Origin of the sequence: Paenibacillus sp. MMS20-IR301 (assembly GCF_032302195.1) — a bacterium.
Classification (GTDB): Bacteria; Bacillota; Bacilli; order Paenibacillales; family Paenibacillaceae; genus Paenibacillus_AQ.
Window position 1 is genome coordinate 104031 of the sequence record NZ_CP135275.1, and the last position, 13998, is coordinate 118028.

4 protein-coding genes are annotated in these 13998 nt (G+C 59.7%); all 4 read left to right on the forward strand.

What is annotated here, in order from left to right:
* Positions 1–320 precede the first annotated feature (320 nt).
* The 4 genes from LOS79_RS00405 to LOS79_RS00420 all read left to right on the forward strand — a co-directional run bounded on the left by LOS79_RS00405 (position 321) and on the right by LOS79_RS00420 (position 13593).
* Positions 321–4034 carry a PD-(D/E)XK nuclease family protein gene (locus tag LOS79_RS00405; RefSeq protein ID WP_315415462.1) on the forward strand — a complete coding sequence of 1238 codons (3714 nt, stop codon included), beginning with the start codon at positions 321–323 and terminating at the stop codon, positions 4032–4034.
* Positions 4031–8158, forward strand: coding sequence for a UvrD-helicase domain-containing protein (locus LOS79_RS00410; RefSeq protein WP_315415464.1), 4128 nt, complete (start codon positions 4031–4033; stop codon positions 8156–8158). Before LOS79_RS00405 ends, LOS79_RS00410 begins: the two co-directional genes overlap by 4 nt.
* A 651-nt stretch (positions 8159–8809) precedes the next feature.
* The gene (locus LOS79_RS00415; protein WP_315415466.1) at positions 8810–9997 is read left to right on the forward strand and encodes an exonuclease SbcCD subunit D; all 1188 of its coding nucleotides are present in this window, start codon (positions 8810–8812) and stop codon (positions 9995–9997) included.
* The gene (locus LOS79_RS00420; RefSeq protein ID WP_315415467.1) at positions 9994–13593 is read left to right on the forward strand and encodes an AAA family ATPase; all 3600 of its coding nucleotides are present in this window, start codon (positions 9994–9996) and stop codon (positions 13591–13593) included. The genes LOS79_RS00415 and LOS79_RS00420 overlap by 4 nt, the downstream gene beginning before the upstream one ends.
* The last annotated feature ends 405 nt before the right edge of the window (positions 13594–13998 follow it).

Genomic DNA, 13998 nt, shown 5'->3' on the forward strand with positions numbered 1-13998 from the left:
GCATACATTTACTATTACTCAACTTTTCCTGGAACGAACTCCGTTATTGAGAGCCGGACTTCAACTGTAAAACTGCAGCTATCATTCAAATAAGGCTTTCCTGGTCAGCTGTTAGCTGGCCCCGGGAGGGCCTTATTTTGTGCTGCGTTCACAGTGGACTGCCTCCTTGATATGCAAACTATGGCAAACGTACGTTCTGTTGCAGGAGATGGAGGTGTGCTATACTAATGGGACGAGATGTTTAATAGGTTCTTATGATAGATAGCGCGAGTGCAGACGGCTGCATCCATAATTCCCCTGCACGGAAGGAGTCTGCAGAAATGACGGTTAACTTTTTGATCGGCCGCTCGGGCAGCGGCAAGACTACTACTATATGGGAGAGGGTATCCTCCCGGCTGAAGTCAGAGCCGCTCGGTGCGCCGATAATCCTGCTTGTTCCGGAGCAGGGTTCTTTCGGTGCGGAGCGCGGGCTGCTGGCTGCAGGAGGCGTGAAGGGCAGCATCCGGGCCCAGACGCTCAGCTTCTCGCGGCTGGCTTACCGGGTGAAGCAGGAGACCGGCGGCAGCGCCAGCCTGCCGATCAGCGAAGAAGGCAAGAAGATGCTGATCTATAAAATTATCAGCCGGCGCAAGGAAGAGCTGAAGCTGTTCGGCGCTTCCTCGGACAGGCCCGGATTTGTCGAGCGGCTCAGCAGTCTGCATACAGAGCTGAAGCGCTGCTGCCAGGGAGCAGGAGATCTGGAGGAACAAATCGTTAAGATGCAGGAAGCTACCAATGGCAGCCCGATTCTGGCCGGCAAGCTGGATGATCTGCATCTGGTATTCAGCGAGCTGGAGCAGGAGATGTCCGGGCTGTATATGGATGAAGAGGACAGGCTGGCTGAGCTGGCCGAGCATGTCAAGGATTCCTCGTATATCCGCGGGGCAGAGATTTGGGTGGACGGCTTCCACGGGTTCACCAATCAGGAATTCATTGTACTGCGTGAGCTGATGCAATATGCCTCGAGTATGACCTTTGCACTCACACTGGACCGGATTTACCCGCCGGGCCAGGCTCCGCATGAGCTGGAGCTGTTCCACCCGGCAGCGGTTACTTATATTAAGCTGCGCGGAATAGCGGAAGAAATGGGGCTTACAGTATGGGATGAGCTGCTGGCTCCATCGGTGCCTCCGAGATTCGCCGGCAGTCCGGCGCTCGCACATCTGGAGCACGGCTTCAGGCGCCGTATCCAGTGGAATGGCACAGATGAACAGATGAACGAAGCTGTCTCGATCCGGGCAGCGGCTTCACGCCGGACCGAGGTGGAAGGCGTGCTGCGGGAGATGCTGGATCTGGCGAGAGATTCAGGAGCGAAGTACGGCGAGATGGCTGTATTCATGCGTAATATGGCCGATTATGAGCCGCTGATTGCACCGCTGTTTCAGGACTTCGGAATTCCGTTCTTCCTCGACCAGAAGCTGAACGAGCTGCATCATCCGCTGGTGGAATTCATCCGCTCCGCGCTGGATGTAGTGCGCCGCCGCTGGCGCTATGAGGATGTATTTCGCTGCGTGAAGTCAGAACTGCTGCTTCCGCTGGACGGTAGTATTACCCGCAGCAACATGGATGAGTTGGAGAATTATGTGCTGGCCTGCGGTATTCACGGCTACCGCTGGACAGACGGACGTTCCTGGAAGGGCATCCCCCGCCTGTCACTGGAGGGCAGCGAAGCTGTAGATGAAGCTATGCTGGCCCGGATGGAAGCCTGCCGGAGAGCGATAACAGGTCCGCTGAAGGCATTCGAGCAGCGGGTGAAGGCCAGCCGCAGCGGCCTTGAGCTGTGCCGGGCAGTATATCAGCTGCTTGAGGATACGGATGCTGCGCGCAAGCTGGAGCGGATGGGCGCAGCGTCACTGGAGCAGGGGCGGGCGGAAGCTGCGCGTGAGCATAGCCAGCTCTGGGGAGCGGTGCTGGATCTGCTGGATCAGATCGCTGAGATGATGGGCAGGGAACGGATGGAATTTGAACTGTTCGCTGGGGTGCTGGAGACCGGGCTGGCGGAGCTGAAGATGGGCCTGGTTCCGCCTGCGCTCGACCAGGTGCTGGTCGGTACGATGGACCGCACGCGGGTCTCAGGAGTGAAATATGCTTTTCTGCTGGGCTTCAATGAAGGTGTCGTGCCCGCGCAGTTCAAGGAAGACGGCATTTTGTCTGAGGGAGAACGCCTGCTGCTGGAGCATTCCGGCATGGAGCTGGCCTCCGGAGCCTCACGCAAGCTGCTGGATGAACGTTTCCTTATTTACAATGCGCTTACGACAGCCAGCAGGAAATTATGGATCAGCTATGCCGCTGCAGACGATGAAGGCAAGGCGCTGCTGCCCTCGGAGGTGATCCATCAGCTGCAGCAGCTGTTCGCGGGCAGGCTCGGCCAGCAGTTTCTGTCAGGCTTTCCGCAGTCATTACCGTCAGCTGCAGCCGGGATGGAGGCTGAATCCGGATTTGAAGTGCAAGCCGGGGCAGCTGCTGCAAGAGCAGCTATGGAGGCTGCCCATCTGGGCTTTGTCGGCCATCCCGGGCAGACACTGCGCATGCTGATGCTTCAGCTCCGGCAATGGCGCCAGGGAATGGACATTCCCGGACTGTGGTGGGATGTCTATAACTGGTTTGCCGCAGAGGAACGTCCGGCACGGATGGAAGAGAAGACTGCAGGTTCTCTGGAAGCCAGAGGGAATGACGGACCTGGAGAGATGCGAGCCGTCACCGGAGCCGAAGCAGATCTGCAGCGGGATAAAGGTGCCGTCCTGCAGTCCGGCCAGCCGGTAAAGGAGCAGCTTGACCGGCTGCTGGGTTCGCTTTTCTACCGTAATGAGGGATTGAAGCTGAAGCGGGAGACCAGCCTGCGGCTGTACGGCGGCTCTACGCTGCGCGGCAGCGTATCACGCATGGAGAAGTTCGTTGCCTGCTCCTTCTCGCACTTTGCTTCGTACGGGCTGCGGCTGAAGGAGCGTCAGCTTTATAAGCTGCAGGCACCGGATATTGGGCAGCTGTTCCATGCAGCCTTAAGCCAAATGGCGAAGCAGCTTCAGGAGCAGGGCCGCAGCTGGGGCAGCATGAGCGCTGAGGAATGCCGTAAGGAGGCGGGAGCAACGGTGGACAAGCTGTCGCCGCTGCTGCAGGGTGAGATTCTGATGAGCAGCAAGCGCTACAGCTATATTTCGCGCAAGCTGAAGAATATTGTCGGCCGGGCCTCGGTTATTCTGGGTGAGCATTCCCGCAGGGGAAGCTTCGAGCCGGTCGGGCTGGAGCTGGATTTCGGCCCGGGCAAGGATCTGCCGCCGCTGCGGATTACACTGCCGAACGGCTGTGTGATGGAGGTGGTCGGCCGGATTGACCGTGTCGATAAGGCGGAGGGCGAGCAGGGGATTCTGCTGCGGGTCATTGACTACAAGTCAAGCCAGAAGGATCTTAAGCTGCATGAGGTCTACTACGGTTTGTCGCTGCAGATGCTGACCTACCTGGATGTACTGCTGACTTATTCAGAGCAGTGGCTGGGCAGGACCGCGCTTCCGGCGGGGACACTCTACTTCCATGTTCATGATCCGCTGCTCTCTTCAGCCAACGGCATGAACCGGGAGCAGGCGGAGCAGGAGCTGATGAAGCGCTTCAAGATGAAGGGCCTGCTGACGGCTGACCGTGAAGTAGTCTCTCTGATGGATACGACTCTGGACAAGGGCTATTCATCCATAGTTCCGGTTGCGCTCAAAAGCGACGGCAGCTTCTACAGCAGCGCCTCCGTAGCTACACCTGACCAGTGGGGGCAGCTGCTGTCCTCGGTACGGAGCACGATTTCGGATATCGGGACACGGATTACAGAAGGGGATGTGGCGATTCAACCCTACCGTATCCAGCAGGAGACGGCTTGCACCTTCTGTTCCTTCCGTCCGGTCTGCCAGTTTGATGAGACGGTGGAAGGCAACGGCTACAACAATTTGAGCAAGCCGGGCAAGGATGCAGTTTGGGAACTGCTGTCCCGCAGAGGAGGAGAGAAACTGTGAGCACTAGACCTGTATTTGAAAAGAAGCCGGAAGGCAGCCTGTGGAGCGATGACCAGTGGCGCGCTATTGCCGAGAGCGGCAGTGACATCCTCGTAGCGGCGGCAGCGGGTTCCGGCAAAACGGCCGTGCTCGTCGAACGGATTATCCGCAAAATCAGTGATCAGGAAGCGGGCTTCAGCGTTGACCGGCTGCTGGTAGCAACTTTTACGAAGGCGGCTGCCTCCGAGATGCGCCAGCGTATCCGTGAGGCGCTGGAGCGCAAGCTGGAGGAAAACGCAGATGAGGAGAATGAGCATCTAAGACGGCAGCTCGCCCTGCTGGGCAGGGCTTCGATTACAACGCTGCATTCCTTCTGTCTTGAAGTGATCCGCCGGTATTACCAGCTGATTCCGATTGATCCCGGCTTCCGCATCCTGAATGAGCATGAAGCGGAGATGATGCGCCAGGAGCTGCTCGAAGAGCTGATGGAGGAGAAATACGGCGAGGTTACCGGGGACGGTGAAGACAGTGTGTTCGTGCAGCTGGCCGACTGGTTCAGCGGTGAACGCAGTGATGATGCGGTGCATGCGCTGATTCAGCGCCTGCATGATTTCGCGCGCAGCCATCCCTGGCCGGCACAGTGGCTGCGGGATACCGCGGCCGATTTCTCGCTGCCGGATACGGAGGCGCTGAGCCGCACACCCTGGGTGCATAGCATTCTCGCCGAGGCGAAGCTGACCTTAAGCGGGGCAATCAGCCAGCTGCTGCAGGGCCGGGAAATTGCCCTTCAGCCCGGAGGTCCGGCACCTTATGCGGACAATCTGGCAGCTGACCTCGAGATGGCGCAGGGGCTGCTGGATGCCGTGGAGCATCAGCCCTGGGCGGAGCTGTATGATATTTTCATGGAAATATCCTTCGGCAAGCTGAAGCCGTGCAAGAAGGATTCAACCGATCCGGGGCTGCAGGAGAGTGTTAAGGCCATCCGGGACAATGTGAAAAAAAGCCTGCTGGAGCTGCAAAAATCACTATTCGGCCGTCCGGCGGAAGTATTCCTGGGCGAGCTGCATGAAGCAGCCCCGCTGATGCATGAGCTGGCGGAGACGGTTATCGAATTCGGTGAACGCTACCGGCAGGAGAAGGCCGGGCGGGGGCTGGTCGATTTCAGTGACCTGGAGCATTATTGCCTGCAGATTCTGCGCCATCCGGATTCGCAGCCGGGGCACTCGCTGCCCTCGGATGCTGCGGTGGAGTACCGCAGCCAGTTCGATGAGGTGCTGCTGGATGAATATCAGGATACCAATAGCGTACAGGAGGAGATCGTCCGGCTGATCTCCCGTGAGTCACCCGGCAACCGCTTTATGGTCGGGGATATGAAGCAGAGTATTTACCGTTTCCGTCTGGCAGAGCCGGGACTGTTCCTGGACAAGTACCGCAGCTTCAGCGCCGGGCATTCCTGGCAGGATGGCGGCGGTATCTTCGCTGCTGAGGAACAGGCTGCCGCGCTGGAAGAGGGCTCTATCCAGGAGCATCCAGCGGGCGGCTCTCCGGGAAGCATTGCCGGAGGCGGCTCGGTAATTGACCTGGCCCGTAATTTCCGCAGCCGGATGGAGGTTGTGAATGCGGTGAATATGATTTTCCGGCAGATTATGGACAGCAATGTTGCGGAGATCAGCTATGATGAACGCGCAGAGCTGGTCTACGGGGCGAACTTCCCGGGAGCGGAAGAGAGAGGGCCGGATACGTATTTTGCGCCGGAGCTGCTGCTGATCGATAAAGGCGGGGCTTCATCAGCCCAGCCGCAGCAGGCGGATGAGGAGGACGAGCTGCCTCCGCAGGAGGCCGAAGCGGCAGAGAGTGAGACCGCTCAGCTGGAGGCCCGGGCCATTGCCAGGCGGATTCTGCAGATGACCGGCATGAGCGGCAGCAGCCCGCTGCAGATCTATGATAAGGCGCTGAAGCTGATGCGTCCGGTTGTCTACGGCGACATTGTCATTCTGCTGCGCTCCGCACGGGTATGGACGCCGCTGATGATTGAGGAGCTGCGGAATGAAGGGATTCCGGCGTACGGGGACCAGAACAAAGGATATTTCCAGGCAACGGAAGTGGAGATCGCCCTGTCGCTGCTGCAGATCGTGGACAATCCCCGTCAGGATATCCCGCTCGCCGGAGTTCTGCGCTCCCCGGTAGTCAATCTCAGCGAGGAGGAGCTGGCCAAGGTGCGGCTGTGCAGCGGCGGATCATTCTATGATGCGCTCACGGCAGCGGTCGGGGCCAAGGCCGAAATGGCGCCGGCGTATGACCTCTTTTCCCGGGAACAGGAGATTGTACTCGAAGAAACGGCAGCAGCAGAGGGCAGGGCGGCACTCGCGGAGGTGGACATTGATTCCCGGCTCAGAGAGAAGCTTAAGGCGTTCCTCGATCTGCTTGAAGGCTGGAGAAATGCTGCCCGGCAGGGAAGCCTGAGCGTGTTAATCTGGCGGATTTACCGCGAAAGCGGATATCTGGAATGGGCCGGCGGACTTCCTGGCGGCTTTCAGCGCCAGAACAATCTTAGGGCGCTTTATGACCGGGCGGTTCAATTTGAGAATGAGACCTCAGCCAGAGGTTTGTTCCGCTTCCTGGTCTTTATCTCACGGCTGCGGGAGAATGGCGGCGATCTGGGCGTTGCCGGAGGGAGCAGTGAGGAGGCCGGAGGCGTGCGGATTATGACGATCCATAAATCCAAAGGGCTGGAGTTCCCGGTTGTGTTCCTGGCCGGTATGGCCAAAATGTTCAACCGGCAGGATCTGCATTCCCCATTCCTGATGCACAAGGAGCTGGGCTTCGGTCCCCGCTTCGTGGAGCGGGAATCGCGGGTCAGCTATCCGACGCTTCCCTACCTGGCGATTAACCGCCGTTCCCGGCTGGAGCTGCTGGCCGAGGAAATGCGCGTGCTTTATGTCGGACTGACCCGTCCGCGTGACAAAATGATTCTGGTCGGCACGGTAAGGGATCTGCCGCGTACGGTATCCTCCTGGACGGCCACGCAGGGCCGCGAGGAGCTGCTGCTGGCGGATCATCTGCTTGCCCGGGGGCGCAGCTATCTGGACTGGGTCGGGCCGGCGCTGATCCGCCATCCTGCTGCCGCCATCCTGCGCAAGCTTGCCGGTAGCGAGGGAACGGTATCTTCAGTGCTGCACAGGGACGAGTCCAACTGGAGCATTTCAGCGGTTAACATGCAGGAGCTTGGCTCCGGGGCATTTGCGGCTGCGGATGGCGACAGTGACAAGAACGAGCAGCGCCGGCTCGCGCTTGAAGCGCTCCGGCAGGGCAAAAGTGTCCCGTCACTGGGAACACCGTCTGCAGAGCAGATTGCCTCCCGGCTGGAGTGGGCCTATCCGTATGCAGTGGCATCAGGCATCCCGGCCAAAACATCGGTAACCGAGCTGAAATCATTGTTATCAATGCAGGAGCAGCCTTCTGTTGACCTGCTGGAGGAAGAGTATTTCGCTGGCGGCCGGAAGCCGCGGAGCGGCAGTCCGGGACATGTGGACAGCCTGCATCTGCGGCGGCCGAAATTCATGGAGCAGCGCGGACTTACTGCGGCTGAGCGCGGAACAGCCTATCATACGGTGATGCAGCATGTTCCGCTGGACGGGCAGGCGGACCGGCCGCTGCTGGAAGCGACAGTCGCGCGTCTGGAACGGCTGGCTATTCTGAGCAGGGAGCAGGCGGAGGCAGTGGATCTGGGAGAAGTAGAAGACTTCTATACAAGTGAGCTGGGAATCAGACTGCTGAATTCCGCCTGGAAGACAAGAGAGCAGCCGTTCAGTTATAACGTTCCTGCGCAAGAAGCTTACCGCGGGCTTGATTATCTGGATGCGGCGGCAGCGGGACTTCCGGGTGAAGGGGGCAGTGAAGGCTTCCATGAAGCAGTTCTGATTCAAGGGGTAATTGACTGTCTGTTCCGTGAGGAAGGCCGGCTGATTCTGCTGGATTACAAAACGGATTACGTCCCTGCGCAGGAGGGCGGACTCGATGCGCTTAGGGAGAAATACCGCTTCCAGCTGGAGCTGTACAGCAAGGCGCTGCTTGATATTCTGGGCGAGCCGGTCAGCGAGGTGTGGCTCTACTTTTTTGACGGCGGACATGCGGTGAGGCTGTAATCTGCATTAGGAAGCGTTAAATGCTGTAACGAAAAGCAAAAAAAGGTGAATCACGGACGTGCCGGACAGGTATTTTCAAAGAGTCACAAAGATTTGATAGCTATATAGCTTGAACCGGAAACGTTAAGAGTTATTTGCGATAACAGAATACTCTCAGTAATGGAGCAATTGCATTTTATACACTAAATTCCTTGCTAAACGGCCGGAAAATCCATTCTATTGTATTCCATACAATGCCTTTCTGGAAAATGAGCTGAATATGCCCAAATCCTAAGAAACGAGTGTACAAAATACAATAGAATCTATTTTCAGCCGGATTTAACTGTGATCTATTGTACAAGGTACAATAGAATGAATGCTCTGTTTCTTCACTGTTATGAACACCAAAATCATTGGTTCAATTATATATAGAAAGCACTACGACTATACCGATTGGGAGCGGCAGGAGCGATAGCGTCCGCCATCAGTTTCGGATTTGTGAATTATATATTTATAGGCGGGGCTTAGGAATGATAGTGTGCTGACGGATGATATGAAACCGTTATGGACTGCGGACCACAGCTGTCGCATGCACAGGAGCTTGAGTTTTTAAGTTCATGCTGCTTATTAATCTAAGAAGGCCGCAGGCAAGCGGGGAAAAGAGGGCGGAAAATGCGCATATTGCATACGGGGGACTGGCATCTGGGACGGACGCTGGAGGGCAGGAGCCGGCAGAAGGAGCAGGAGCAGTTCGTGGATGAACTGGTGGACATTGCCGATTCTTCCGGAGCGGATCTGATACTGATGGCGGGGGATGTCTACGACTCGGTGAACCCTCCCGCGGCGGCTGAGCAGCTGTTCTATGATGCTGCAGCCAGACTGACAGCGGGGGGCAGGCCGCTGGTGGTCATTTCGGGCAATCACGATCAGCCGGAGCGTGTAGCCTCTGTGTCTCCGCTTGTCCGCAGACAAGGGATTACGCTGGTGGGGCTGCCGACGGCTGATCCGGTCACGGTGCATGCGGCAAGAACAGGCGAGGTGGCCAAAATCGCTGCGCTGCCCTACCCCTCCGAAGCCCGGCTCGGTGAGCTGCTGGCCGGGGACGGCGGAGAGGCGGAGCTGCGCCTGGCCTACAGTGCGCGTGTCGGCAGGCTGATGAACCTGCTCGGGCGGGAATTTTCGCCGCAGACTGTTAATCTGGCGATGAGCCATATCTATGTTCTGGGGGGGCTGGAGAGCGATTCCGAGCGGCCGATTCAGGTAGGCGGAGCTTATACAGTGGACCCTTCAGCTTTGTCCTGCGGTGCGCAGTATACGGCACTCGGGCATCTGCACCGTGCGCAGCGCGTCAAGGGTGACGGGATGATCCGCTACAGCGGGTCACCGCTGGCCTACAGCTTCTCGGAAGCGGGACAGGCCAAGTCCGTATCCTTGCTTGATATTGCGCCCGGGGGGGAGCCGGTGTTCGAGGAAATCTATCTGCGCTGCGGCCGTCCGCTGGTGAACTGGAAATCCTCCGGCGGGCTGGAGGAAGTCTACCGCTGGCTGGAGGAAGGGCGCGATGCCGATGCTTTCATTGATCTGGAGCTGCGCCTGACCGAGGCGATGTCGATGAATGATATCCAGCGGCTGCGGAAGTCACGGGAAGGCATTGTCCATATCCGTCCGGTCTATCCGCAGATGGAGCAGGAGCTGGAGGAGCTGTCCCGCTCACGCATGCCGGTGCAGGAGCTGTTCCGCAGATTCTATCAGCGGCAGACCGGCGGGGCAGAGCCGGAGGACAGTTTGATTGAGCTGTTCCTGGAGCTGGCAGAGGAGGAGCGGAACGAAGCTGCGGAAGGGGAGGAAATTCACAAATGAAGCCGATATTACTGAAGGTTTCCGGGCTGCAGAGCTACAGGGAGCCGCAGGAGATAGATTTTGCGAGTCTGACCGAGACGGGGCTGTTCGGGATTTTTGGCCCGACCGGCAGCGGCAAATCCAGTCTGCTGGATGCAATTACGCTGGCGATGTACGGCAAGGTGGAACGGGCCGTAAACGGAACCCAGGGCATTATGAACCATTCCGAGGACCAGCTCAGCGTAGCTTTCACTTTCGAGCTAACGTCCGCTTCCGGGGCAAAGCGCTACCGGGTGGAACGGAAATTCAAGCGGACCGGTGAGCAGTCGGTCAGCAGTACGATCTGCCGCTTCATCGAGGTCAAGGCTGACGGCGAGGCCGTGCTGGCCGACAAGCTGGCGGATGTGACCCGCTGTGTGGAAGAGCATATCGGGCTGAAAATGGATGATTTCACCCGGGCGGTCGTACTGCCGCAGGGCAAATTCGCCGAGTTCCTGTCGCTGCGCGGCGTAGACCGCAGGCAGATGCTCCAGCGCCTATTCCATCTGGAACAGTACGGCGACGGGCTGGCGCTTAAGCTGAGCCGCCGTGTTAAGGAGAATGAAGCGGCGCTGCGGGCGCTTGAGGCTGAGCAGCAGGGCCTGGGCAGCGCGGCGAAGGCGGATGTCGAAGCGGCAGCGGTCCGGGTGCAGGATGCTGTGCGCCATGCGGCGGAATGCCGCAAGCGGCTCACGGAGGCGGCGGAGCGTGCTGAGCGCTTCGCCCGCATCCGCGAGCTGCAGGAGGAGCAGTCCCGCCGCGGGCGGCAGCGGCAGGCGCTCCAGGCCCAGGAGGAGCAGATTCTCCTCCTGGAGCAGAAGCTCGGCAAGGCTGACGAAGCCGAGAAGCGGCTCCCCGCGCTAAGCGCCTGGCGCAGTGCGGAAGAGGCCTGGAAGAGCCGTCATGCCCGCGCCGGGGGCCTGGAGGCTCAGGCCGCCGCCGCGGGCATGACGGCGGCGGCGGCAGCGGAGGCGGAAGCAGCGGCACAGGCCGCGCTTTCCGCCGGAGAGCCGGCCCTCCGCGAGGAGGAGGGCCGCTTCCGCCGCGCGCTCGAGCTGGAAGCCGAGCTCGGCGGCCTGCGCCGCGAGCGTGCGGCGCTGCTCGCGCGCCGGGATGAGGCTGCCCGTGGCCTAGCCGCCGGGCAGGAGAGCCTGGCCCGGGAGCGTGAGCTTTTGGCCCGCGGCCAAAAGAAGCAGCGCGAGCTGCAGCAGAGCCTGCAGCCGCTCGCGGTCCGCTCCCAGGAGCGGCAGTCTCTGCAGGAGGCCATGCAGAGACTGCAGGGCCTGCGTGCTGCCGGCGTCCAGCGGGACGCGGCAGCACGGGAACACCGGGAGCGCGCGGCGGTGCTTACCGCGGCGCAGGCGCGCCTCGCCGCCGCCGCTGCCCGGCGGCAGGCGCTGGATGCAAGGCGCGGGGAGCTGCTGGCCGCCGCCGCCCTGCATCTGGAAGAGCTGCAGGCGGCCGAAGGTGCAGCGGAGTCCGCTGCAGACCGCCTGGAGCAGCACACCAGCGCGCTGGAAGCCGCGCTGAAGGACCAGGAGGTCCACAGGCTCTCGCTGGCGCTTGCCCGTGACCTCCGGGACGGCACTCCCTGCCCGGTATGCGGCAGCGAGCATCACCCCTCCCCTGCGCTTACGCAGGAGCAGGGGGAACAAGAGGAGCTGGACAGCCGGCTCCGCCTGGTCCGCGCCCAGGCCCGGCAGGCGCTGGAGACGCGCCATCTGCTGCGCAGCCTGCTGGAGCAGGACGGGGCTTGGCTTGCGCAGCTGGCGGGAGCAGAGGCAGACGAAGCGTTAAGCCAGTCTGCTGCCGCTGTTGAAGCCCCCGGAGCTGCTGGCACCGCAGCCGCCAACGGAGTCCCCGGGGCCGCTGACACCGCTGCTCCTGAGTTTACTGCTGTTACTGCCACACCAGCCGCTGCTGTTACTAATACAGCCGCAGCTGCTGTTAATGCTTCTGCCGCTGCTAACATCAATACGGCACCGGACACAGCTGTTACTGATACAGCTGCCGGCAGCGCAGCCTTGACAGAATCAGCAGAGCTGCCGGGTGAAGCTGCTTTATCAGTTCTGAACGGACAGCTGGCCGGGCTTAAGGCCGGCTCCGCTGACCTGCGCCGTGCAGCGGCGGACTGGCAGCGCTCCCTGCAGGAGCTGGAGCAGCTGTACCACAAGGAAGCTGCAGGCGCAGAAGCTGAGCAGACCTGGGTTCAGGGCCTGGCTGCCAAGGCGGAAGGGCTTGCCTCAGCGGCAGCAGCGCTGCGTGAAGAATGGGACAGCCTCTTTCCGCAGCTCGCCCCTGAACAGGCAGAGGCAGCCTATACCGGAATGCTGGCGAAGGATGAGCAGGCGGAGGAAATCCGCGGCCGGCTGGAGATCAGCGTGAAATTCCTGGACGAGAAAGCTCTGGCCGTGCAGCTACTTCAGGAGCAGCTGGCTGCGCTTGACAAGGAGCTGGCCCAGTGGAGCGCCCAGTTGGAGGGCAAAGAGGAGCTTGCGCGTGACAAGGAGCTGCGGCTCCGGGAATGGACAAGCGGAAGCCCGGCAGCGGAGCTGCTCGCTGGCTGTGAACGCAGGCTGCTGGAGCTGCAGACTGCACTGGAGCGCAGCAGGCAGGGGCACCGCCAGGCTGCGGACAAGGCCAGGCAGGAGGCGCAGGAAGCGGCGGTTGCCCGCCAGGCAGCAGAATCTGCACACGAGCATTACACTGCAGCTGCCTCCCATTGGGAGGAGAGCCTGCAGTCATCGCCGTTTGCTTCAGCGGCTGAGGTTGAAGCGGCATCGCTTACGGCAGCAGAGCGGATACAGGCTGCTGAGCGGGTGCGGTTACACCGCGAGGAGGAAGCGGAATGTACAGTGCAGCTGCGGAATATAGAGGAGAAGCTCGCCGGTGCGGTGCTGAGCAGCGAGGAGTGGCAGGAGAGCCAGGAATCCCTGCGTAAGTGCAAGGAAGAAGATGAGAGCTCCCTGCAAGCCCGGGCACGGGCGGAGCGTGATCTGGAGGATCTGCAGCAGCGCCATATCCGCTGGATGGAGCTGGATGGCCAGCGGGCAGGGCATGCTGCGCTTCAGAATCAGCTGTCCAAGCTGCAGTCCGTACTGCGCGGAAATGCTTTTGTAGAATATGTAGCTGAAGAACAGCTGATGCAGGTGTGTCAGGCTGCATCGCAGCGGCTCCGTTTCCTGAGCAAGCAGCGTTATGCGCTGGAGGTGGATTCCGGCGGTGGTTTTGTCATCCGGGATGACGGCAACGGTGGTGTGAAACGCCCGGTTTCCACGCTGTCCGGCGGGGAGACCTTCCTGACTTCGCTGTCGCTGGCGCTGGCTTTATCAGCCCAGATTCAGCTGCGCGGGCAGTATCCGCTGCAATTTTTCTTCTTGGATGAGGGCTTTGGCACACTGGACCCGGATCTGCTGGATACAGTAATCACCTCCCTGGAACGGCTGCATAGCGACCAGCTGTCTGTAGGCATCATCAGCCATGTCCCTGAGCTCCGGGCACGGCTTCCGCGTAAGCTGATTGTTGTCCCTGCAGAGCAGGGCGGCGGGGGTTCGCGTATCGTTTTGGAAAAAATGTAAAGCTTGGGGTTGACTGTGACAACGATCACAGATACACCTTCAACCCCCTGTTATAATACAGCTAAGCCGACATCATTTGAAACACCTCGGCGGACGTATGACAGGGAATTTGTTCCTTCTCATACGTCCGCCGCCGAAGCAGCTTATATAAGCTGTCAAGGGTGTTTCTTTTTTTTGTCTTTTTATCTGTAGAAGTGAAATAACCCCGCCGGAGTCCGGCGGGGTCTGTTTTATTGTTAATTCCGCTATGGAGCTGAAAAATCCGGAGTCCGCAGTGGCGGCGCCCGGAATTTAGTTGGATTTCCTCCACTTATTCATGAATAGATTAACCCGTCTCAAACAGCAGATGGAAAAACAGCACTTAATTTTGGCCTGATCAGCCAAAACTGGGGAAATGTATAAAAT